Consider the following 24183-nt stretch of genomic DNA (forward strand, 5'->3'; position numbering starts at 1 on the left):
TACGCTAGCTGCAGTTTAAACGAACTCTAGCAGGGTTTCCAAACCCATACCGCGGGAGCCTTTAATGAGGATTTGACGGTTTTGCAGAGCCTGGCTTTGTAGCCAAGTAGCCGCCTCAGCTTTGGTCGCAAAATAGTGGTTGTGGCTGCCCGCGCAGGTGTTGTGTGCGTGTGCCATTTCGGGGCCTATCAACACTGTTTCGTTGAAAGAAAGCTCGGCCAGTAAGTTGCCTAGCGCGGTGTGCTCGGCTGCGCTTTCCTCGCCAAGCTCGAACATGTCGCCCAAGACAACCACCTTGGCAGTTTTGTCGGTGGAAGGGCGGGCGGCAAAGCTGCGTAAAGCGGCACTCATGCTGCTGGGGTTTGCATTGTAGGCATCGAGCAGTACCTCGTTGCGGCCTGTTTGGATGAGTTGCGAACGATTGTTGGTGGGAGAATACGAAGCCAAGGCGGCCGCAATATCGGGAGTTGGCACTCCGAAGAACTGCCCAACCGCAGCAGCGGCTGCTAGATTCGGGAAATTGTAGTCGCCGGTAATGCGCGCTTCAACTTGGGTGCCGTCGGGGAGGCGGAGCGTTACGTTGGGGATGGGACTGACTAGAGTAATCGGGTACGTATCGGTGGGGCCGGGGTAGGTGACGCGGTTCGGTACCATGGCACCCAGCTCTATCAATCGGGCATCCAGGGTGTTGACGAAGGCGGTGCCGTTGGTGGCGGTTAGAAAGCGGAATAACTCGGATTTGCCTTGCGCAATACCTTCCTGGCCGCCAAATCCCTCCAAGTGAGCTTTGCCGATGTTGGTAATCAAGCCGTGCGTTGGTTCGGCAATGTTGCTAAGTAATTCTATTTCTCCCCGGTGGTTGGCGCCCATTTCCACTATAGCCAGCTCATGCTCGTCGGGCCGGATGCTGAGCAAGGTGAGTGGCACGCCAATATGGTTGTTGAGGTTGCCGCGGGTGTATTGCACGCGCAGGCGCCGGCTCAATACGGCGTACACCAGTTCTTTCGTTGTGGTTTTACCGTTCGAGCCCGTGATGCCCAACACCGGAATAGTTAGCTGCCGCCGATGATGGCGGGCCAGGTCCTGGAGGGTGCGCAGTGGGTCAGGCGAGTAGGTGTACCGGTCGGGGTGCTGAGCTGCCAGAGCGGCATCGACGACGACGGCGTGGCGGGCACCCCGTTCCAGCGCCTGCGGGGCGAAGTCGGCCCCGCGGAAGGTGGGGCCGTTCAAAGCGAAGAACAGCGTGTCGGTCTGGGCCTGCCGCGAATCGGTGCTGACCGAAGCACAAGCGCGGAAATGGTCGTAGAGGGCCGCTATGTCCTGCATGATTGTTGTAGTAACTTAAAGCTGAATTGGAGTGTTGTTCTGAAAATATCCTGCCCGCTTATGTCCTTACGCCTTACTTTTTTGCTTTTTGTGCTGTGCAGTTGGCTAACCAGTCGTTCGGCGGTGGCGCAATCTACTGCGTTTGGTTTCGAACTGCGGTCAGTGGCAAAAGTAGTGCAAGGCACCGATACCCTGCGCAACGCCTGGGCCGGCGGCCTCGACTCGCCCCAGTTCTCGAGTATCGACTTGAACGCCGACGGGCAGCAGGACCTTTTCATCTTCGATCGACGTCTGCGCCGGGTACTTACTTACTTGAACGTAGCCGCCGCTGGCGGTGGCCGACAGTGGCAGTACGCCCCCAATTACGAAACTCTCTTTCCGGTGGGGATGCACAACTGGGCCATGTTGCGCGACTATGATTGTGACGGTCGGCCCGACTTGTTTACCAATGGCGAAAGCGAAGTGGATATTCAGGTTTACCGGAACGTGGCCGGTACCGGTGGCCTGCCTACGTTTCAGCTTACCACCTCGCTGCTAACTGCTCTTTTTGGCAATACGCCTATCAATATCAACACGGGCGTAAATATGCCCACCATTGAAGACATCAATGGCGACGGTCGGCTTGACATGCTGATATACGATTGGGCTACCGATAAATCCATCACCTATTATCAAAATATAAGCACGGGTGGGTGTGGTGGGCTGCAGTTTCGACAGATAACCGACTTTTGGGGCAATATTCAATCTTGTCTAATCACCTGCGGTTCGTACAGCTTCTCGACTACTACCCCGTGCCGGCCCGGGGGCGTTCAGCATTCATCGGGCAGTAATATATTGGCTATTGACCTGGATGCAGACGGTGACAAAGACGTGCTGATCGGCCGCGACTATTGCCCGGAGTTGGTAGCCATTACTAACCAAGGCACACCGCAGCAGGAGGTTATGACCAATAGCAGCCTCAATAGCAGTTTCCCAACGGGCACTACCCCCGTGCGCATCACCAACTTTCCGGCGGGTTATAGCTTAGATGTGAACTTCGATGGCCGACCCGACTTGTTGGCTGCGCCCAACCTGTTCGATAACTTGGATACCGTCGAAACTCGCCGTTCGGTGTGGTACTACGAGAATGCCGGAACCGGAGCCGCTCCTAACTTTCAGTTTCGGCAGCAGGACTTCTTGCAGCGCGACATGATAGAGGCTAGCTCGCAAGCCGCCCCGGCGTTCTTGGATGTGGATGCCGATGGGCTGAAGGATATGCTGGTGGCGGGCACCCGCCGCGACGCACCCGGCAATTTCTTTGTGGCTACTGTGGCCTACTACCGCAACGTGGGCACGACCTCCCGTGCTATCTACAAGCTCGTTACCACCGACTATCTGAACCTCTCGACCAAGAAGTTTGGGTTGCTGCGCCCCATCATCGTTGACCTGAACCGCGACGGAGCGCTGGATTTTGCTTGCACTGGCTATTATGCTGTTGGGCGGCGCAGTTTCCTTGGCTTCTACCTCAACCAAGCCAGCGCAAGCCAAGCACCTAGCTTCGATACGGCCACGCTGCGCTCCATCAGCAATGTGCCCAACAGCCAGGACGACGCAGCTGCTTTCTTTGATGTAGACAATGATGGGTACGTGGATCTGCTCTACGGTACCAATTCCACCTCAACGGGCCAGAGTTTGCGCTACTACCGCAACAACGGCAGCAGCACGCTCGAAACGGCATTCACTATGGCCAACGCCGACTACGGCCAAATTCGCTCGACCGGCAATTCTCGCCCCGTCAATCTGTACCCGCTGGTAGCCGACTTCGATAGGGACGGTACTTCTGATTTGCTTACCGTAGATGCGTCGGGAGTTATCCGGCTGTTCAGCAACCTGCGCAACCAAAGCAGCGTGTTCCTCGACCGGACCAACCTGTTTTACAACCCAGCTCGCGGCACCTACGACAATGCCCAGCTCGGAGTCCGGGACCAAAACCACTTCACCCTGGCTACCAACGATGTGGATGGAGACGGTGGTTTGGAGCTGTTCATCGGTATGGAGAGTGGCGGGGTGTTGGCTGCTGCTCCGCGCAACCAAGTGCTGAGCACCCACGGAGCGGCAGCTCAAAGCTTGCCGCTTACGCTTTATCCAAACCCCGCGTCGGGTAGCACTGCCGTGGAAGCCGTCCGTCCCGTTCGCTTGACCTTACTCGACCTAACGGGCCGCACGGTGCGCACTATTGCTACTCCTGCTCGTCGTCACGAACTCGACTTGCGCGGCCTAGCTGCTGGCCTCTACATGGTGCGCTGCGAAACTACTGACGGCCAACTGGGTATGCAGCGGCTGGTAGTGAAGTAACAGGCTGATTAACCCAGAAGCGACAAGCTTACCAAGCAAACAAGCCCTTGATGCTCGTGAAGCACCAAGGGCTTGTTTGTATAGAATACTGAATTTAACCGAAAGAAAATAGTAGCGTCGTCTCAATACTCTTTACGGTGCTACCTATCGAGCTACCAGCTGCGTAAGCTCGAAAGTATCAGCATCTTGAAGGGCGGGGAACCGCTCACGAAAGGCTTCTAAATCGGCGCGGCGGAGGGCGCGGGTGATGCCCGTTTCCTGATTGCCTACTTCCACCAGGTATTCGCCACGCATGTCGAGCAGGGCCGAGTCGCCGGCGTAGGCGAGGCTGTTGCCGTCGATGCCGACGCAATTCACCCCCATGGTGTACGCCAGGTTCTCAATGGCCCGGGCGCGGAGCAAGGTCATCCAGGCAGTACGGCGTGCGGCGGGCCAGTTGGCTACGTAGAGCAGCAGATCGTAGGGCTGCGTGTTGGAGTTGCGGCTCCACACTGGGAAGCGCAAGTCGTAGCACACTAGGGGGCAGATGCGCCAGCCGCGCCACTCTTCTACTAGCCGCTCGGTGCCAGGCGTGTAGGTGTGGTGCTCGTTGGCCATCGTGAACAGGTGGCGCTTGTTGTAGTAGCTTGTACTGCCATCGGGGCGCACCCAAAGCAAACGATTGTAATAGTTGCCTTGCTCTTTGATAATGATGCTGCCCGTAACAACGGCATTGCGGGCGGCCGCTATATCGCGCAGCCAGGCCAGTGTGGGGCCTTCCATGGTTTCTGCCAGGGTGGCTGCTTCCATGCTGAAGCCGGTAGTAAACATTTCCGGCAATACAATGAGGTCGGTTGCAATGGATATCTCGTCGATATGCCGATGCAACTCGGCGCGGTTTGCCGCAGGATCGTGCCACTGCAAGGAAGCCTGCACGAAGGAAACAGTTAAATCAGACACGGTAGTAGGGCAATAGGTAGGTGAGAGGGAGCGGCATAACTATTAAGAAATATAAGGTTGCTAAAAGCAGATATAGTATACTTTAGAAAATAAATTCCGGCTCATTAGAACATAACTATGTAGCTGGGCTACGCTATTCGGTAGACCATAGGCACGTAACGTGCGGAAGGGGCATTAATTGTCTGGCTCTCGAAAAGTCCGTTTTACAGCTCGCGCAACCGGGCAGCAGCGGCCCGTAGGGTTTGCTCTTGCTTGGCAAAACAAAACCGGATCAGCCCGTCGTCGTGGCTGTTGTGGTAGAACGCCGAAACGGGCACTACCGCTACCCCAGCTTCGCGGGTTAAGCGCTGCGCAAAGGCTACATCGGATTCGGTTGGGGAGATGCGGGCGTAGCGAGCAAGCTGGAAGTAGCCACCCGAAGCAGGCAGCAAATCGAAGCGCGACTCCGCCAGCAATTCGCGGAATAAGTCGCGCTTGGGCTGATAGAAGGCGGGCAATTCCTGGTCGTGCGTCGGGTTGGCTTCGAGCACGTCGGCGAGGGCATGCTGGGTGGGGGTGCTTACAGCGAAGGTTAGGAACTGGTGTACCCGGCGCAACTCGGTGGTGAGGGCGGGTGGCGCTACGCAATAGCCCACTTTCCAGCCGGTAGCGTGGTAGGTTTTGCCGAACGAAGACAGCACAAACGCCCGCTCGCGCAATGCCGGGTGCTGGAGCACGCTACGGTGCGGCATGCCATCGAATACCATGTGCTCGTACACTTCATCGCTGAGCACCAAGATGTTAGTATCGGCCAGTAAAGCAGTCAGCGCCTCTAAATCTTCGGCAGTCAGCACGGCGCCGCTGGGGTTGTGGGGCGAGTTGAGCATGACCAAGCGCGTGCGGGGCGTAAGTGCCGCTTTCACCCGGTCCCAGTCGGGCTGAAACGTGGGGGCCTCAAGCGGAACATACACCGGTACGCCCCCCTGCAGCCGAATAGCAGGACCGTAAAGGTCATATGCGGGCTCGAGCACCAGCACCTCGTCGCCGGGGTGCACAACAGCGGCCAGTACGGCGTATAAGGCTTCGGTGGCGCCGCAGGTTACGGTAATTTCGGTGGCGGCATCAGGGGCCGGTACTTGGTAAACGCGCGCAGTTTTGTGGGCAATGGCTTCGCGCAGACGGGGCAAGCCGGGCATAGGGGCGTATTGGTGGTGGCCGGGGGTGCCGGCATGGCGGGCCAGCGCCTCTTGCAGTTCCAGTGGTGGGTCGTAGTCGGGAAAGCCTTGCGCCAAGTTGATGGCACCGCACTCCTGCGCGAGCTGCGTCATCACGGAAAAGATGCTGGTGCCCACATCGGGCAGTTTAGACTGAATGGTGGGCAATGCCATAAGGGGGAGCAAGTGAGAATTAGGAAGCCCAAAATACAGACTGGCAGTGGAGAACCCGCAAGTGCTGCTCGAGCTACGGCTGCTCCCAAGCGTTTATGAGGCGGCTGGGAGTAGTGGTAGCGTGGGCAAGTACACCCGAAAGGTGGTACCTTCGTCTACGGTGCTTTCCACTTCCACCCGGCCGCCAGCCTGTTGCACCAAGCGGTTGACGAGGTAAAGCCCCATGCCAGAACCCTCTACATGGTCGTGAAAGCGGCGGAACAGTTGAAACAGCTGGCCTCTGAACCGTACCAAGTCAATGCCGATGCCATTGTCGGTCACAACCAGTACTACCTGTCCTTCGTGGAGGCCACTGCTGATCTGGATACGGGGCGGGCGGCCAGGCGCTGCGTACTTCAGGGCATTGCTAACCAAATTGTAGAGTATGCTCTGCAGATTGGGGCGCACAAATTCCACTACGGGCATCGCCTCGAAATTGGTAGTAACCTCGGCGCCAGCAGCAAGTAGCTGATACTGTATGCTGGCCAGCACCTCCGTTACGAGAGGCGCCAGCGCAATTGACTCGGTGGGCAGATATTGCCGCTGCTTCTGTACCTGCACCAACTCCGATAAATCACGAATTGTATCGTCGATCTGTTGAAGTGCCTGCTCGAACATGCCAATCAGCTTCACGGCATCAGGGTCGCGGAAATAGGCAGTGCGCGTCAGTTCCTGGAAGATGCCCGCCATATTGTTGATAGGCTGCTTCAGGTCGTGCGAGGTGGTGTACACAAAGTTGTCGAGGCTGGCGTTGGTGCGGATCAGCTCGGCGTTTTGGGCTTGCAGCAACTCTCGCAGCTCCCGTTCCTCGTGAATGTCGGTGTTGGTGCCGTACCAACACACCACACGGCCCGCCGCATCAAACTCGGGCACGCCCCGGCTTAGCTGCCAGCGGTACTGCCCATCGTAGCGCCGCAACCGAAATTCGTAGCTCCAACTCTGCCCTGCGGCCAGAGCAGCTTGGTATATCGGGTGAATTATTGGCAAGTCTTCGGGGTGCAGCAAGCTGGGCCAGGTGTCATCGACGGACGTGGTAGCTGGGTCGTAGCCGGTGAAGGTGTACCACTGCGGACTCACGTACAGTGCGTGCCCGGCAGAGTCGTTGATAAACATGATAGCCGGCAACGACTCGGTCATGAGGCGCACTTGCTCGTCGCGGCGTCTGATTTGGGCTTGCAAAACCTCTGACTTGCGGCGGTTGCGGACCTGCTCGGTTACATCCAGTATGAAAGCCAATACTCCCTTGATCTGGAGCTTATCGTCGAATAGAGGCTGGTAGGTGAACGTAACGTAGCGCCGCCGAAAATCAGTGTTAGTTGAGTCTTGCAGAGCAATGAGCGTTTCAAAAGCCATGTGTGGCTGGCCAGTCTGGTATACGCTGTCGAGCAGCGCTACAAAGCCCTGTTCTTCTAGTTCGGGTAGCAACTCTGCAATTCGGCCCCCCACCGTGGCGCGGCCACCTACAAAGGCAGTATAACTGTCGTTGAAGAAGGTGAAGCGGTGTTCAGGTCCTTCCAGCGTGGCAATGCAGGCGGGCGCCTGACTAAGAATTTCCAGCAATTGTCGGTCTTTCTCTTCGAGCCGCTCCCGAATGCGCCGCTGATCATCAATGTCGGTATTGGTGCCTACCCAGCGCTGGATGCTACCATCGGAGCGCCGAATAGGTACGCTTCGGGCTAGAAACCAGCGGTACTGCCCATCGTGGCTGCGCCAGCGGTGCTCGGCTTCGAAGGTGGCTCCCTGCTCGATGGCCACCCGCCAGCCCTGCACCGTAGCGGCCAAATCGTCGGGGTGAAGATACTTTTGCCAACCGATGTTGCGTAGTTCCTCGAATGTGGCGCCCGTGTAGTCGAACCAACTTTGGTTGTAGTAGAAAACTCCACCCTGGGGCCGCGAAAGCCAGGCCATTTGCGGCAGCGCTTCCAGGGCCTGCCGGAATTCTCGGTCCTGGTGGCGAGCCTCTTCCAGCAGTTTTGCGGCTCGTTGCTTGGCGCGCACTTGCTCGGTTACGTCAATAGCAAACACTAGAACGCCCTGAATGCGGTTTTTTCCATCGGTTAGCGGTTGAAACACGCCGTTGAAAAACCACTCTTCCGAGTTGTTGAGTGGCGTTTGATGCTGGAACGGCGCTTCGTGTAGCACGTATGGTTCGCCCGTGGTGTACACTCCATCAATCAGCGCCATAATGCCCTGCTCTACCAACTCAGGCGCTACCTGAGCAGCGGGCTTTCCTAATTCAATTTGCCCGCTGAAAAGCTGCTGAAACCGCTCGTTCACGTAGCGGTACACGTGGTCGGGCCCGGTGAGGGTAGCAATGTAGGCAGGTACTTGACTTAGAATTAGTTGGAGCTGCTGATCTTTCTCTTCCAGCAACTGGTGCGTCCGTTTCTGATTATCGATGTCGGTACTGGTGCCAAACCAGCGGACGATGGTACCAGATGCGTCGCGCTGTGGCAGGGCCTTGCATGAAAACCAGCGGTACGTCCCGTCTTTGCCCCGAAATCGAAACTCGGCTTCGTAGGCTTGGCCGGTGTCGAGAGAGTGGCGCCACTGCTCTTGTATCGGCTGTTGGTCATCGGGATGGATCATGGCCAGCAAGTCCCGTGCAATGCCGTCGGCAACAGTGTAGCCGGTGTAACTTATCCAGCGGGCATTGAAGTATTCGTACTGCCCGGCCGCATCCGTAATCCAAACTAGCTGGGGAATAGAGTCAGACAAAAAGCGGAAATACTCCTGAGGCAGCTCCAGCTCGACGGTCACTGGCTGCGCAACGGCAGTAGCCGGGGCGGCTTGCTGCAATTGGCAGAGCAGGTAGCGCACCGGGACCTCCGGCCCCGACCGCACCGCCGTCAGTAGTAGATGCCATTTTCCCCCAAATTCAGCTTCGGGTGCTTCTGAAAACGGCAACACTACCGGCAACTGATAAGGCGTAGCAGAAACCTGCACCGCTCCTACGGCAGCTTCCCAAGCCGCCAGCTTGGTCTCGTATCCAAACAACGCAGGCGCCTCCCGGCCAATTAGTGGCGCCGGTAGCCCAACAACCGCCCGACTTGCTGCATTAGCTGCCACCACCGTAAAGTCGTGGGGGTGCAAGGCCAAACAGGGAGTTGGCACTGCATCGAACAGCAATTGGAAGTCTGGTATATCGGCCATGGGATTACCAGAGCGGACAGTACCAGTCCCCTTCGGTAGTCCAAGGTAAGGTTCTGGTTGGAACTTCGCTACTGCTAGTAAAACACAGGAAACCGCACGTACACAGCTTGTAAAGATTAACTGCAAATAGTAGCTGCGGTTGCTGCAATCCGGGGCTGCGAAACGAGCATTACATGCAGCTGCCTACTTCCGGGCGGCGAAAATACTTATAAACAAAGAGCCGGCCCCTTAGGGAGCCGGCTCTTTCATGCTGTGCTTTACTGGAAAAATCACTCGAAAAGAGGGAGAGGCAGCCTAGCTTAAAGCGGATTTTTGAGCAACTGCGGGTAGGCCTTCCGGAACTTCATCACCTTCGGTACCGATACCGACTGAATGTAAGGATTGTCGGGGTGGAGGCGGAAGTACCCTTGGTGGTACTCTTCGGCGGGCCAGAACTTGGTGAGCGGTGCTACCTGCGTCACGATAGGGTTGGAATAGTGTTTGGACGCGTTGACGCGCTTGATAGTAGCTTCGATGAGTTGCTTTTCCTGCGGCGTGCGGTAGAAGGCTACCGACCGGTACTGCTTGCCCGCATCGGGACCTTGGCGGTTAAGGGTTGTCGGATCGTGGCCGGCCAAGAAAAACACGTCAAGCAACTGCTGGTAGCTGATTTGCTTGGGGTCGTAATATACTTCGAAGCTCTCGGCATGGTCGGTTTGGCCGCTGCCTACTTGCTCGTACGTAGGATTCTGCTCTTTGCCACCTGCGTAACCCGACACCACATATTTCACGCCGCGCAACTCCTCGAATATTTCCTCGGTACACCAAAAGCACCCTCCGGCAAAGGTTGCGATGCCCAACCCTTTGGCTTGCGTAGCGGTGGGCAAACCGCCTGCCGTCGAACGCGTAAGAGTCTGCGCATCAGCAGACTGTTGCTGCCCGCATGCCATGGTAAAGAGCAGCAAGCAAATCAAACAAGACTTCAGTTTCAACAAAGACATTGGAACAATAAAAAAGCGTGTGGAACTCGACGGCAGATGTACGCAAATCAGCGCTACTTGGACGTTGGGCAAGTACTCTGCTTTAGAACAGTAGCATGCTAAAGTCGCGTTCCACCCCATAAGTTTTGGTCCAACCTCGGAACATAGGATTCTGTCTACATTTGCACCCCTTTAGCCCGCTAGCGCACCCACTTGCACGTCCCCGATTATGGCGCAACATCTACTCTTTCAAACTTCTTATATCTCGATTTTCTACGATTACAACCACGATTGGCTTTACGTGGACTGGACCGGCGACCAAACGCTGGAAACTGTTCAGACGGGCTGTATGCAAATGCTGGAGTGCATGCGCGACGAACGATGTCACAAAGTTCTCAACGACAACACCCGCGTGACCAGCATGTGGTCGGATGCAGCGGAGTGGGGTGGCCACGTCTGGTTTCCAGCCATGGCCGATGCCGGGTTGGAGTACTTCGCGTGGGTGTATTCACCGAATCTATATAGCCGCTTGTCCACCGATCTGACGTTGCAGCATACTGCCCGCCCCTTGATTCTGACTTTCGATAGCCTAGAAACCGCTTCAGCTTGGCTAGAACAGATGTAGCAACTGCTATTGCACAAGCTCGATCAATAACCTAGCAAAAAAGGATATGAACTCTTTCTAACTTATTTTCGTATCTTGTATATATTCTAAAAAATATTGAATATGTCAAAGTTCAAGCCTCCGCCATTTCCGGCAGGCGCATCGTATGCCGACCCTCGGGTCCGGGAGAAGATGGCCGCTTGGATGAAGGAATTCCATCATGAGCAGATGACAGCTATTGGGGGCAATGAGTTGCTCCGGGTATACTGCCAAGCACTCAACAATTGGGTCTTGAACCCCACTACCAACTCACACGACATCGAGCTGTTAGTTGACGAAATCTGCCACACAGCAAGTTTAGAGGACTCAGACAGCTAAAAAGCGGAGTGTTAGGATGAAGCGCATAAGCTTGCCTGCATTCCGCTTGCCTTTTTATCACCTTATCCTGAGGCAGGATAGAAAACAAAACGCTGGCTGCTATCAGCTACCTACAACTGCCTTTTTCTAAGCCTAGTTGTAGGTGACGAGCATGTAGTTTGCAGGAACTGCTGTCTTACTCGGGTACAGTTTCGCTCATAATCGCACACCCTCACCGCTGGTTTGACCACAAGCAGTTGTTGTAGGCTATAAGCGAGTTGCATTATCTGCCTACTATTTGCACTTAGCCATCGTGCATGCAGGCCTTTGCACTCTAGCAGAATGCTTGAGTGAAAATGAACTTTACAAATCACGAGGGGAGACAAAGCCTTGCACCCTGTAGAACAGGACGGAGACGGTAAGGCAGAAAATAGGCAAGCTTACTTGCGGCAGTAGTACCACCCACGAGCCAAGCGGCCCGACGCGCGTCTGATTTGCATACTAAAACATTAGTGGAATGCCGAAATGGCTATTTAACAAACACATTTATACTCATATACGCAAGCGCTGAGCAAGGAAGTTACTCATTGATGAGTATGAATTAGGTAATAATAAACAGGATTTTATAGCTAAACGTCAGAATGATAAGTAATTCGATAATCTGTATTATGTCGTAAAAAAATTCAGCGTTAAGCGTAAAATGATAGATATACAGGGAGAATGCTAGTGCTTTGGGGCGGTTTCAGGAAAAAACCGAGGTCTACAGTGCAAGTGTCCGGCAATAAGGCTATCTTGACAGTTCATCAGAATTGGCACTTTTTGCGGTTACCGCAAGTTGGCCTTGCACTGTCTTCTATTTCCACAACCGCACCTTGCCCATGCGAGTACACCACCTTGCTCTTTTGCTAGCTGTTAGCAGCCCACTTGTAGCTACGCCGTCTATTGCCGGAGACAATCCGGCTGGTACCTCGTCCGTTACTGTAATCGTGTCGGCGTTAGCATCCACTAAATCGGTGGTGAAGCTGTATTTCTATAATGTGCGAGACAAGTTTCTGCAGCACGGTGGCTATGCCTTCATGCGGGCTATTCAGCCTGGGGGCCAGCAGCAAGTAACGCTGCCCATCAACTTGCCCAACGGCGAATGGGCCGTGGCCATCACCCAAGACACCAACAACAACGACAAACTGGACAAGAACTTTGTAGGTATTCCAACAGAGCCTTACGCCTTTTCCAACAACGTTCGCCCCAAGTTGGCCGCCCCAGATTTCAATGACTGCAAATTTGTGGTGAGCGGCCCCAAGGTGGTAAACATCGTCCTCAACAAGTAAAGCTGCGTCAAGACCAACAAGTTGGTTATCGTCTTGTGGAAGACACTCGCTAGAAGCCCGGCCCGCGTTAGTGGGGTGGGCTTCTGCTTTGAAAGGCAAGGAAGACACCCGCAATAAATGTAGGCCTCCCGGACTGCAGTTAGCGGATTGTAGCCTAACTTCTCGCCTTTATACCCCCGTTATAACCCAATGCGCACCTTTCTGCTAGCTGCTCTGGCAACTCTGGCTTCTTCCTTGGCGGGCCGCGCCCAAAGCTTGCCGGTTCTCGACCAAAACCCACCCTCCTTGCACTGGCAGCAAATCCAGACGCCACACTTTCGGGTGTTGTATCCAGTGGGCTTTGAAGCGGCCGCCCAACGCACGGCGCAACGGCTAGAGCAGGTGCACGGCCCCGGCGCCGCCACGCTCGGCGTGAATCCGCGGCCCATTTCGGTGGTGCTGCAAACGCGCACCAGTGTGAGTAACGGGTTTGTAACTTTTCTGCCGCGCCACGCCGAGTTCTACGCCACGCCCGAGCAGGGTATGGGCTTGGGCACCAACGACTGGCTCGACCAGCTGGTGGTGCACGAGTACCGGCACGTTGGGCAATTCGAGAAAGGCCGGCAAGGCATTGGCCGGCTGCTGGGTCCGCTCCTCGGTGATGGCGCGCTTGGCGTAGCGGCCGTGGGGTTGCCGCAGTGGTTTTTCGAGGGCGATGCCGTGGGCACCGAAACCGCCCTGACGCGCAGTGGCCGCGGACGCATCCCGGAATTCGGAGTAGGAATGCGCGCCAACCGGCTGGCCGGGCTGCGCTATAACTATCAGAAAGCCGCCAACGGCTCGTTGCGCGACTACGTGCCCGACTGGTACGTGCTAGGGTATTATCTGACTTCGTACGCCAAGACTCGCTACGGGGCCGATGTGTGGGAGCGGGTGCTAACGCGCTACAACCGGTTTCCATTCTACCCGTTCTCGTTTTCCAACAGTTTGCGTCGCACCACCGGCCTGCGGGTAGAGCAGCTCTACACCCGCACCATGGCCAACCTCGATTCGACGTGGCAAGCGCAGCAGCAGGACTTGAAGCTCACCGAGGCACGAGACTTGGCTGGGCAATACCAAGGCCGGGTGTTTACGCAGTATCAATACCCGCAGTACGTTAACGACAGCACCGTAGTAGCTCTGAAGACCGGGCTCGGCGATATCGCGCAATTGGTGCTGCTTTCAACGAAAACCGGGAAGGAGCGGAAGCTGTACGTGCTGGGACCTCTGAATCTGCCGGAAATGTTGTCGGTGGGTGGGGGAAAAGTGGTGTGGCCAGAATATCGATTTGATGCGCGTTGGAGGCAGCGCATCTACTCCGAGCTAAAAGTGCTGGACTTAGCCACTGGGCAAGTAGCACGGGTGGGCCGGCACCACCGCTACACCGCCGCATCGTTGTCGCCGGACGGTACGCGGCTGGTTGCCGTCGAAACCGATTCCAGTTACCACCATTCGCTGTCGGTGCTTGATGCCCGCACCGGCGCCGTGCTGAACATCTTGCCCAACCCGCAGAACGACTTCTACCAACAGCCCCACTGGACGCCCGACGGCCAGCGTATAGTGGCCGTGACGCTGAAGCCCGCTGGCAAAACCTTGGAACTGCTCGACCCGGCTACCGGGGCGGCCCGCGCCTTGCTGCCCGTGGCCAACGTGAATGTCAGCAATCCGCAGCCCTGGGGCGAATACGTGCTTTACAACTCGCCGCAGTCGGGCATCGACAATGTGTACGCCGTGCATACCGGCACCGGCCAAACCTATCAGGTAACTTCCCGGCCGTTGGGGGCCTACCATGCGGCACCCGCGCCAGATGGAAGCCACTTGGCCTTCCACGACTACCGTGCCACCGGGGCCCGGGTGGTGGAAATGACGCTCAACCCCGGCGCTTGGCTCCTGGTCCCAACGGCTACTACCGCCGTGCCTGGCCCCTATGCCACAGCCTTGACTGCGCAGGAGCCGGGTGCAACTACTTTGCTGCCGTTGCTCGCCGGTACCGCCCCCGCCGATACAGCGCGCAACTACCCCACGCGGCCATACTCGGTGCTCCGCAATGCCTTCAATGTGTTTGGCTGGGGCGTGGTGCAAAATCCGTCTGGCAATAGCGTTAGCCTAGGCGTTCGTTCGCAGGATGTGCTCAGTACTACGCAAGCCATTGCGGGTCTGACCTACGACCAAACCGAGCGTACTGGCGCCGTCTTTGGCGGCTTGAGCTACCAAGGGCAATACCCGGTGCTAGATGCCGATGTCACGTACGGTGGCCGCAATGCGGCCCGGTACATCGACCGAGCCCGGGGGCCGGGTCAGCCCCTCGATAGCCTTCGGCGCGACCAATGGCGCTACACCCGCCTAACGGCTGGTTTGCGCTTGCCCCTCACGCTCACCCGCTCGAAATACCTGGAAGCCCTGACGCTCAGTAGCTACTACCTGCACGAGCGGGTGAGCGACTACGACTTGCCGGTCCGCTCGCGCAGTGAGCCTGGTCCTAACCGACCCGTACACGCCGTGCAAACCACGCTTAGCTATGCGCGCCAACTGCGGCTTAGCGCCCGTGACGTAGCGCCGCGGTGGGGCGGCTCGTTGCTACTTACGTCCCGCCTAACGCCCTTCGGCACCGGCCTGGATGCCCGGCAGTGGGCGGGGCAAGCCAGTGTGTATCTGCCGGGGTTGGCCAAACACCACGCGCTGCGGCTACGGGCCGGCTACCAATGGCAGCAGCAGCGCCAATACCAGTTTGCAGCGGCCGTTTCATTCCCGCGGGGCGAAGGCTACGTGAGCTTCGATAGGATGCGCGCCGCTTCTGTGGACTATTACCTGCCTGTGGCTTACATGCACTGGTCGGTGGGACGCTGGCTGTACGTGCAGCGCATACGAGCCAATGGGTTCCTGGATGTAGCTCAGGGCCGAAGCGTAGGTATTTCCGGTGAGCGGGACTACCGCAACGTGGGCCTCGATACATCGGTGCTGTTCAACGTGCTGCGGCTACGCACACCCCTAGAAGCCGGCGTGCGCGTGGTAGTGAATACCTACACGCAGGAATTGATAGTGGAGCCCTTGGCGTTCAGCATTCGGCTATAATGTCGGTGCTCCGAAGCTGTGAGGTGAGTTATTTACCATCTAGTTGTTCGACGGCTAAGGCAAAGTGTAACTCCAAAGGCGGCACTATTGCTGCGGTAGCCAATCCGTCGATTCAGAGCTGTTAGCTGTCGATTGAAGCAGAGTGCAGTGAAAGGAGCGGGCGAAATTCACCTATCCAATCAGCTAGGCCGGTAGTATATCCGAAGGAGGTAAGTACTTCTGCAAGAGGCTACTGGTAGAAATTGGCTTCTCGCACAGCCACGCCAGCATCAGTATGATCCAGCAGACACCGGGTAAGATCTTTGTAGCAGACCAGCGGGGGCTTGTTGAAAGCAGTGAGTTTCGCTGCTACAGCACGTTCAACTTCAAGGCGTATGTGCACAAGCATAAGGAGCCTTTTGAAAATCTGTACGTTGTAAACGAGGAAACGCTAGGCGGTGGGCGGCACCTCGAATACACTGCCGAGCAAGCTTCTTATATCCTGCTGCTTCCGGTAATTGGTGAACTGGTGGCAACTACTACGGCCGGTAGCGCCACCGTAGGAGTAGAGCAACTCCAGCTGCTAACAGTGCCTGCCAATACCACGGTGCAGCTAACCAATCCGTACGAAACGGAACTGGTTACTTTTCTGCAGTTGTGGGTGAAAGCCGAGCGACCTATAGAGCAAGTTGGTAGCCAGGTGTTTGCATTTCAGTTGTCGGCCGTTGAAAACCAGCTAATCCCGATTGTGCCCGGCAGCGAAGCTGGCTTGACGCTTCCTTTTGCCGTGCATATAGGCCGCTTTGCGGGACGTCAGGAAGTGGTGTATCGTCTTGAAAACCAAGCGTCGTTCTTTGCATTTGTGCTGGCTGGTGCCTTCGAAGTGCAAGGCCGGCTGCTGCACGAAAAAGATGGCTTGGCTTTGTGGGATACCGAAGAAGTGGAGGTCGAAGCACTCAGCAACAACGCCTTACTGGTAGTCGTCGAGTTGCAAAAGCAGTTAATGACCCCGCACGCCAGCTTAGCCTAAAGCGTACTTTAAAAAGCAGGCTGCTCTATCCTTTCCTTTAGAGAAGTAACAAAAACCATCCGCTCCGCGCTGGTTTCATGCCAAAGCGAAGCGGATGCTTTGCATTAAGGATATTACTTCCAGCGACTGACGAATTGGTCGAAGGCTTCGCGGTAACTGTCGCTGACGGGAATGGTTTCGGTGCCGATATGCACCGTGCCCCGGCCGATTGACGCAATGTGGTTGAGCCCTACAATATAGGAGCGGTGAATGCGCATGAACTGCCGCGGCGGTAGGCGCTCTTCCAGTGTTTTTAAGCTAGTCAGGGAAAGCAATGGTTTTGGCTCGCTCTGCCGGTACACTTTCACGTAATCCTTGAGCCCCTCGATGTATAGAATATCGTGGAAGGGCACGCGCACTAGCTGGTATTCCACCTTCAGGTAGAGGTAGTCGTCGGGGGCATCGGGGGGTGCGGCGGGAGCCGGGGCAGCGGGTTGGCTCACAGGCTGGCTCAATTCCGCGTACGATTTGGCTTTGTTGGCTACCCGCAAGAACTCTTCGTAGGTGAACGGCTTAAGCAAATAATCCAGCGCATCTACTTTGTAGCCTTCCACTGCATATTGGTTGAATGCCGTGGTGAATACCACCCGCGGGCCGGGCTGGCCCGGTTCCCGGACCAGCACCCGGGCCAGTTCCAAACCGTTCAGGTCAGGCATCTGAATATCAAGGAACAGCAAATCGACCGGCGTGGTTTGCTGCTGCAAGCCCCGCAGGGCAGCTACCGCGCTGCCGTAGCTGCCAACCAAGTTAAGAAAGGGCGTTTGTTCAATAAAATGGCCTACCAACTTAAGCGCTAACGGTTCGTCGTCAACGGCAATGCAATTGAGTTTCATGGCTGCAGAGAGAGGGTGAGGTGCACATAGTATTCGTGCTCGGGCGTGCGTGGGGTTACGGTCAGGGTGTGCCGGTCGGGGTAAAGCAGCGCCAAGCGGCGGCGCGTGTTGGCCAGCCCGATGCCCTGGTTTTCATCGAGTGCCAACGGGCGGTCATCGAAAACCGAGTTGCGCACCTCCACGTCGAGCGTTTGGGGAGTTGGCTGCCGTACCACAATGCGGATGTGGCTAGGCGCCAAGGCACTAACGCCGTGCTTAAACGCATTTTCTATGAACGTGAGCAAGAGCATAGGTGCAATGGGGGCCTCGTGGACTATGTCCGGCGTTTCATACGCCACCTGCACATTGTCGGTAAGGCGCAACTGCATTAGGTCGATGTAGTCGCGCACGAAGAGCAGTTCCTGGCTGAGAGGGGCTGTGCCGTTCTGCGTGTCGTAGAGCACGTAGCGCATCATGCGCGAAAGCCGGTGGATGGCGTCTCGGGCCTGGTCGCCGTCGAGTAGCGTGAGGGCGTAGATGTTGTTGAGCGTGTTGAAGAAGAAATGCGGGTTGATTTGTGCTTTCAGCCACGCCAACTCGGTTGAGAGTTTTTCCTGCTCCAGAGCCTGCCGGATCTGTGCTTCTCGCTGCCCGCGTTGCACGGCCGCTACACTGGTGCCCAAGCCCAGTACCAGGAGCGTGGAAAGCATCACCGCCGGGTTCACCCAGTCTTGCCGCCAGCCCCAGCGCCGCAAGTCGCCCGGACGGCGGCCTCTTCCATTAGGTGGTGGCCCGGGCCGATGAAAATCCGAGTTGGGCGGGGCAAAGTTTGCGTTAAGACGTTGCGTACGGTAGCGTTTTTCCAGTTCGTTCTGCAATTGGCGGTAGGGCAGCGCCACGCCTAGCACCACTATTACCAAAAATGCTCCGTAGCTAAGTAGCCGCCGCCCGTATAGCAGCCGTGGCACGGCCCAATAAACGTTGAGGTAAAACACGCCCAGCGACACAACAAAAAGCGCCGCTTGCAGCAGGTAAAATTGCGTTTGAGGAAGCCGCCCCGGCGGCTGCAACACGAGCAGCATCCCGAGCAGCATCCAGGCAAGGGCATGAAGCAGAAAGGTTTGAGCCTGACGAAAAGTAAACAGGGGCATGGAGCGGATGGTAAATACGTACTTTAAAGGTAGCGGCTCATGCTCCGGCCGTCAGCCGGTAATCGGCCAGCGTCGCATAAGTCTATACCGATAGCCACCCCGAACCGTTGGTTTCGCGCGGCCAGGGTATCAGTACGTAGAGCTGAGCTTTGGTAGCGTGCTTTCCCGCGCTCCAGTGCCTACGACTTCCGGAAAGGATGCCGACCATTGGCTAGGCGCTCGGCCAGTTCCACTGCCCGCCGCGCTCGAGTCTCGGCCTGCTTGGCAGTAGCTATGTGTTGCGCCATAGCGCGGCGGTGGCTGGCTGAGTAGGTATTGAACCCCGTTTCAGCCTCGGGCCAAGTCGCTAAAGCTTCCAGTAGCTCCTCGGGCAAATCAACTGCCTCCGGATTCGGATCGGGCGCCAGACAAAGCGTGACGTGCTGGCCAAGTTGCACCCCGGCTGCCTGACACATGTCTTTGTTGATCATCAGGTAGCGCCCACCGCCCGGTAGCGGCAGCAGCCCACGCCGCACCGGATAATTGTTGATGGTGCCTACCACTCGCTTTATTGTCTTACCACCCAATGCTTCCACCACCAGCGGTGGCACAACCACAATTTGCGTCGGCATGAAGCTCGGCCCGCCGGGCTCCAGCAGGGCCTGAAACGTGTGAGAAGTTTCCATGCGTTGAAAGTAGCAAAGCTTGTTGGTCGTTGCGCTATTCAATAAGCAAGGCGTGCTTCCCACGAAGCTTACTACTCCTGCGAAAACTAGTGCCCCTCGCTTGGTGGCTCCAGCTTACCACTCCACTTGACCTTATTGCTGAAGTTCTTTCAACTAAGCATTAGCCAAAGCCCGGTCGAGGTGTACGTAGCCCCCATCGACGTGGATGATTTGGCCTGTGGTATGACTAGAGCAGGCCGACAACAGGAAGGCAGTGGTGTTAGCAATTTCCTCGGCCGTAGTCATGCGATTTTCCAGTGGAATCTTGGCCGTGATTTCGCGCAGTTTTCCCTCCGAGTCGGGTAGGGTCTTAATCCAGGTTTCGTAGGCGGGCGTCCAGCATTCGGCAACCACCACGGCATTCACTCGAATACCATATTTAAGTAGTTCTACGGCCCACTCGCGCGTGAGGGCATTGCGCCCGCCGTTGGCAGCCGCGTAAGCCGACGTGTTACCCTGGCCAGTTTCGGCCGTCTTCGAGGTAATATTAAGAATAGCGCCGCGCGACTTTTTTAACTCCAGTAAAGCGTAGTGAGCCATCAGATAATAATGCACTACGTTGCGGTGCAAGCTCTGCATGAAGGCTTGGTAATTACCGTTTTCTAATCCTACTCCATCATTCACCCCCGCGTTGTTGACGAGCCCATCGATGCGGCCAAACTGCGCAACCACGGCCTGCACCGCCCGCTCGCACTCCGCCGGGTCGGACAGCTCAGCCGTCACGTAGCCGGCTTGTCCCCCGGCCGCAACCACCGATGCTACCAGTGTCTCGTTGTCGTTGGCATTGCGGCCTATTACCACCGGAATAGCTCCCTCGGCAGCCAGTACCCGCGAAATACCTTCGCCAATACCCTTGGCGCCACCTGTTACGATGATGACTTTGTTGCGCAATTGTAAGTCCATACTTCCAAGACCAAGCAGATGAGTACTAAATAACCACAGATGCGGGGCAAACCTCCATAGCTGTGCCCTCGCGAGGCTTTGGCCATCAGTCCGACTTGATTACGGCCAAACATAACGCTTCCAAATGCGAGGAGCAGCTTTCAAGTCAACGCGAAAAACGGCGCCAGTCGATACGCAGCACAATGTTTCTTGCTGAAGCAGCCACTAAGCCTTCAATAAGTTGAGTGGCTGCCGCATGAAAACAGATGCTTGAAACCTAGCTCTTAGTATAAGCTACCAATTCTTGACGCGAGGTGCCAAGCCCATCAATGCCGAGTTCTACTACGTCGCCTGGCTTCAGGTACACGGGCGGCTTAAAGCCCAGGCCTACTCCAGCTGGCGTCCCCGTTGAGATAATGTCGCCGGGCAGCAAGGTCATAAACTGGCTGATGTAAGAAACCAGAAATGGAATGCGGAAAATGAGGTTGGCCGTGGTGCCATCCTGCATCATCTCGCCGTTTACGCTCAGCCACAGGCGCAGATTGTCTACGTCACCCACTTCGTCGGGCGTGGCCAGAAATGGCCCAACAGGCGCAAACGTGTCGCAACCTTTGCCCTTGTCCCAGGTGCCGCTGCGCTCCAGTTGAAACTCCCGCTCCGACACGTCGTTGTGCAGCGTGTAGCCCGCAACATAGTCGAGCGCATCAACTTCTTCCACGTAAGAAGCGCGCTTGCCTATCACCACCGCCAACTCCACTTCCCAGTCGGTTTTAGTTGAGTTTTTGGGAATCATGATATTATCGTTTGGACCAACAAGCGCTGTAGTTGATTTGAAAAACAGCACCGGTTCGGCTGGTGGCGTAGCGCCGGTTTCCCGGGCGTGGTCGGCATAGTTCAGCCCCACGCACACGATTTTGGAAGGCCGTGCCACGGGCGACCCTAACCGCTCACTCGCCGCAACAGCAGGCAACTGACCGGCATTGGCCTGCACGAAATCTGCCAGTCGGCTTAAGCCATCGGTGGCAAAGAAAGCCTCGGTATAATCTTCCCCGAAAGCGGATACGTCAACTAGTTGGTCTTGCAGTATCACACCTGGCTTCTCTTGGCCTGGCTGGCCGTAGCGAATTAGTTTCATGAGGTTTGGTTGGTGATGGAGGGTAAGGGTTGAGCTGCCTGCTAGGCAGAGGCTAGCCGCTGAAAGCTAGCAAGCCACAGTCAGTTATTGAGTTTGGTGAAGCCGCCGTCCAAGGGGTAGTCGCAGCCGGTTACAAAACCAGCTTCGTCGGAGCAGAGGTAGAGGGCCAAGGCCGCTACTTCGTCGGGGGTGCCCATGCGCCCGATGGGCTGGCTGCGCGAAAGCTTGTCGAACATTTCCTGCTCTTTCCCCGCATAGTTTTTGGCAATAAACCCATCGACGAAAGGGGTATGCACGCGCGCCGGCGAGATACTGTTGCACCGGATGTTGTGCGCCAAATAGTCGCGGGCCACCGACAAGGTCATGGCGAAGATGGCGCCCTTGCTCATCGAGTACGCAAACCGGTCGCTGATGCCTACCAAGGCGGCAATAGAAGCCAAGTTCACAATGGCGCCCCCGCCGTTGGCTTTCAGTTGCGGAACGGCAGTATACAAGCAGTTGTAGGCGCCCTTCACATTCACATTGTAGATTCGGTCGAAGTCCGCTTCCGTCGTGTTTTCCAAGTTGCCCACGTGCGCGATACCCGCGTTGTTGACCAAAATATCGAGCGGGCCAATATGGCTGAAGATGGGCAAGACCTGAGCTTGCTGGCTGATGTCGGCACTGTGTACAGTGGCACGGCCGCCTGCTTCCTGTATTTCGGCTACCACTTGCTCGCCGGCAGTTGCATTTAGCTCTATAATATGCACCTCGGCTCCCTGCGCGGCAAACATCAGCGCAATGGCTTTACCAATGCCGCTGCCACCGCCTGTAATAACTGCCTTCTTCCCAGATAAACTGAACATAACGGATGGATTCGGTTTGCTACGTGAAAGAATGAACTATGCGTGCAGTCATTTGGCCTTTAGCTGCGCCCGAAGTTATTGGAAACTCTAAATGAACCACTTTCAAGCTTTGTATTAACTCATTCGGTGCCGTGACCAAAGGGTGCCAGTAAAAATGAGCAGCCAGATTGAGGGCACTCTCCTGTAGTGTCAGGGCTTCCGAAGCAGGAAAACAGAAATGGGGTAGAAACACAAAGGCCCCAATCTCTAGAAGGTTGGGGCCTTTGTGTTTCTAAATCCTTTAGCTAGATAGCTAATTATAGACCGTATGGTCGTAAAGCCTGAAGCAAATTTTTACTGTGGATAACCTGGATTCTGCGTCAGAAGTGAGTTAGTGTTGCGTGCTTCGGCTGGGATAGGCAGCAATTGGCGTGCTTCTGTGAAACTTGAGGCAATGTCAAGAATACGAGCCTCAACAATGCTTAGTCGCCAGTTAACGCGGGTAGTACCTGTTGGCGTGGTCGTTGGTGAGGGGCCATAATAGGAGTTTACGGGCGGGAATGTGGGACCAGTTGTAGTGTAGTAGACATACTGGGGAATGTTATCGTTAGGAGTGCTATCAATCCAATCACGTAATGTAGTCTTAATTTGCTGAAACTTAGTGCCTAACATGTTCCAGCGAATCAGGTCATATTTGCGGATACCCTCACCACCAAATTCGAAATTGCGCTCATCCATAACGGCAGTGCGAAAGGCTCCATAGCTAGCAGGTGCGGCTGGTGCGTTGCCAGTGTAAGCACGGCGGCGAACTTCTTGCAAAGCAGTTTGTGCAGCAGTTGAAGGAGCTCCTAATGATTCATTTTCGGCCTCAGCGAACATCAACAACACATCTGAGAAGCGAATCAGAGGCCAATTATATTGCAAGCTTTGAGATGCACCTGCTTTCAGCGAAGTATTATTGCTCCATTCCCGACGAAACTTACCGTCATAGGCACTAATCAGCGTAGTAGGAACCCGCTTGGGCGTAGCATCGATAGAGTAGGGCGCAATAGTTACGTCGCGGCGCAGATCGTTTGGCGCGAAGGCGTAGAAGTAAGTGGGTTGTACCACGATGGCTCCTTGCGTGGTCGTGCCATAGGCTGAGGAAGTAGCTGTTACCCGCGGGCCATTGAAATATCCTAACTTGCTATCAGTAGTTGAGCCATTGACAGTACCGCCCATGGCCACCTGAAATAGTATTTCGTTGGCAGCATCGCGTCGGTATTCGGCAATTGCACGGAAGGACTCTTCAAAACTAGTGTTCAGGGAATGCTCACTACGTTGAGCCATTAACTCTCGGCACTCTGTACGCACCGTATCGTAGAACTGTTTGTAGTCAGGAGCGCGCTCCATACGTGAGGTTTTGGGATCGAAGTAGTAGCTAGCGCGGTATAGCGCGAGGCGTGCGCGCAGAGCTTTAACAGCCCCTTTCGTAATGCGCTCATCGGCGGCTACTGTCGAGCGCCATGGTACTAGCTTCTCAGCCAAGTCCAAATCTGAAAGCATCTTATCGAGAATAGCATTACGGTCGGTGCGCGGTATATTAAAATCTTGGCCCGTTACGGTTGGCTCGTAGGGAGCTGGCACATCGCCCCAGTTGCGGATCAATTCGAAATAATATTGCGCGCGTAGTGTAAGGGCTTCGCCATACAGTCGCTGTATAACAAGCTGATCGGTACCGGCCTGGTACTGTTCCATACTTGGAATGTATTTAATGCAAATGTTGCACCGCTCAATACCCCGATACATAGCGTTCCAGGCATTGCGCACATCAGTATTGGTTACGCTGGCATTGTAGCGCGCAATACCACGCCGTCCTTCACCAGCATCATCGCCAGTTGGCGAGTTCAGGAAATCTTCGGAGTCGTAAGGAAAATAGCCGCTGATGCGGTTACCGTAAGCCACATCGCCAGCCATTGGAGCGTAGGCCCCAATAACCGCATTATAAGCGCCGCTTACCGTACTAAATACGGATTCGGAAGTTTCAATTGATGTAGGCTCAACATCCAGGTAGTTGCACGATGTTACGCTTGCCAAGCAGGCAATACAGAGGGCAGCAAAGGTGGAGCGAATTATACGTTTCATGTGAAGG

Annotated in this window: 18 protein-coding genes; 6 read left to right on the forward strand and 12 right to left on the reverse strand. The window is 55.8% G+C overall.

What is annotated here, in order from left to right; genetic code table 11:
* Positions 1-15 precede the first annotated feature (15 nt).
* The gene (gene murF / locus P1X16_RS15895; protein ID WP_277230965.1) at positions 16-1326 is read right to left on the reverse strand and encodes a UDP-N-acetylmuramoyl-tripeptide--D-alanyl-D-alanine ligase; all 1311 of its coding nucleotides are present in this window, start codon (positions 1324-1326) and stop codon (positions 16-18) included.
* A 60-nt stretch (positions 1327-1386) separates the two neighbouring features.
* Here murF and P1X16_RS15900 point away from each other — a divergent pair, with 60 nt between their 5' ends.
* A complete protein-coding gene (locus P1X16_RS15900) occupies positions 1387-3660 on the forward strand; it encodes an FG-GAP-like repeat-containing protein (protein ID WP_277230967.1) in 2274 nt (757 codons plus the stop codon).
* A gap of 144 nt (positions 3661-3804) precedes the next feature.
* On the opposite strand, the gene P1X16_RS15905 is transcribed toward P1X16_RS15900, so the two are convergent.
* From P1X16_RS15905 to msrA, 4 genes are all read right to left on the reverse strand, one after another.
* The gene (locus tag P1X16_RS15905; RefSeq protein ID WP_277230969.1) at positions 3805-4599 is read right to left on the reverse strand and encodes an amidohydrolase; all 795 of its coding nucleotides are present in this window, start codon (positions 4597-4599) and stop codon (positions 3805-3807) included.
* 203 nt (positions 4600-4802) lie between these two features.
* A complete protein-coding gene (locus P1X16_RS15910) occupies positions 4803-5966 on the reverse strand; it encodes a methionine aminotransferase (protein ID WP_277230971.1) in 1164 nt (387 codons plus the stop codon).
* 93 nt (positions 5967-6059) lie between these two features.
* A complete protein-coding gene (locus P1X16_RS15915) occupies positions 6060-9158 on the reverse strand; it encodes a PAS domain-containing protein (RefSeq protein WP_277230973.1) in 3099 nt (1032 codons plus the stop codon).
* A 299-nt stretch (positions 9159-9457) separates the two neighbouring features.
* Positions 9458-10138: a peptide-methionine (S)-S-oxide reductase MsrA gene (gene msrA, locus P1X16_RS15920; RefSeq protein ID WP_277230975.1), complete on the reverse strand. Its 681-nt coding sequence runs from the start codon at positions 10136-10138 to the stop codon at positions 9458-9460.
* A gap of 208 nt (positions 10139-10346) precedes the next feature.
* Here msrA and P1X16_RS15925 point away from each other — a divergent pair, with 208 nt between their 5' ends.
* The 5 genes from P1X16_RS15925 to P1X16_RS15945 all read left to right on the forward strand — a co-directional run bounded on the left by P1X16_RS15925 (position 10347) and on the right by P1X16_RS15945 (position 16505).
* The gene (locus P1X16_RS15925; protein WP_277230977.1) at positions 10347-10742 is read left to right on the forward strand and encodes a hypothetical protein; all 396 of its coding nucleotides are present in this window, start codon (positions 10347-10349) and stop codon (positions 10740-10742) included.
* A gap of 102 nt (positions 10743-10844) precedes the next feature.
* The gene (locus P1X16_RS15930; protein ID WP_277230979.1) at positions 10845-11099 is read left to right on the forward strand and encodes a hypothetical protein; all 255 of its coding nucleotides are present in this window, start codon (positions 10845-10847) and stop codon (positions 11097-11099) included.
* Between the two features lie 881 nt (positions 11100-11980).
* A complete protein-coding gene (locus P1X16_RS15935) occupies positions 11981-12406 on the forward strand; it encodes a DUF2141 domain-containing protein (RefSeq protein ID WP_277230981.1) in 426 nt (141 codons plus the stop codon).
* A gap of 189 nt (positions 12407-12595) precedes the next feature.
* Positions 12596-15496, forward strand: coding sequence for a hypothetical protein (locus P1X16_RS15940; RefSeq protein ID WP_277230983.1), 2901 nt, complete (start codon positions 12596-12598; stop codon positions 15494-15496).
* Positions 15497-15770: 274 nt separating this feature from the next.
* Complete coding sequence (locus P1X16_RS15945; protein WP_277230985.1) at positions 15771-16505, forward strand: hypothetical protein; 735 nt, start codon at positions 15771-15773, stop codon at positions 16503-16505.
* A gap of 113 nt (positions 16506-16618) precedes the next feature.
* On the opposite strand, the gene P1X16_RS15950 is transcribed toward P1X16_RS15945, so the two are convergent.
* The 7 genes from P1X16_RS15950 to P1X16_RS15980 all read right to left on the reverse strand — a co-directional run bounded on the left by P1X16_RS15950 (position 16619) and on the right by P1X16_RS15980 (position 24176).
* A complete protein-coding gene (locus P1X16_RS15950) occupies positions 16619-17377 on the reverse strand; it encodes a LytTR family DNA-binding domain-containing protein (RefSeq protein WP_277230987.1) in 759 nt (252 codons plus the stop codon).
* Positions 17374-18507 (reverse strand): histidine kinase, encoded by a 1134-nt coding sequence (locus tag P1X16_RS15955; RefSeq protein ID WP_277230988.1) that lies wholly within the window; start codon positions 18505-18507, stop codon positions 17374-17376. The genes P1X16_RS15950 and P1X16_RS15955 overlap by 4 nt, the downstream gene beginning before the upstream one ends.
* 179 nt (positions 18508-18686) lie before the next feature.
* On the reverse strand, positions 18687-19172 hold the full coding sequence (locus P1X16_RS15960) for a YdeI/OmpD-associated family protein (RefSeq protein WP_277230990.1): 486 nt from the start codon (positions 19170-19172) through the stop codon (positions 18687-18689).
* 153 nt (positions 19173-19325) lie between these two features.
* Positions 19326-20114: an SDR family oxidoreductase gene (locus P1X16_RS15965; protein WP_277230992.1), complete on the reverse strand. Its 789-nt coding sequence runs from the start codon at positions 20112-20114 to the stop codon at positions 19326-19328.
* A 256-nt stretch (positions 20115-20370) separates the two neighbouring features.
* Positions 20371-21228 (reverse strand): fumarylacetoacetate hydrolase family protein, encoded by an 858-nt coding sequence (locus P1X16_RS15970; RefSeq protein ID WP_277230994.1) that lies wholly within the window; start codon positions 21226-21228, stop codon positions 20371-20373.
* A gap of 80 nt (positions 21229-21308) precedes the next feature.
* A complete protein-coding gene (locus P1X16_RS15975; protein WP_277230996.1) occupies positions 21309-22073 on the reverse strand; it encodes an SDR family oxidoreductase in 765 nt (254 codons plus the stop codon).
* Between the two features lie 333 nt (positions 22074-22406).
* A complete protein-coding gene (locus P1X16_RS15980; protein WP_277230999.1) occupies positions 22407-24176 on the reverse strand; it encodes a RagB/SusD family nutrient uptake outer membrane protein in 1770 nt (589 codons plus the stop codon).
* Between the last annotated feature and the right edge of the window lie 7 nt (positions 24177-24183).

The organism is Hymenobacter sp. YC55, from assembly GCF_029433095.1.
Classification (GTDB): domain Bacteria; phylum Bacteroidota; class Bacteroidia; order Cytophagales; family Hymenobacteraceae; genus Hymenobacter.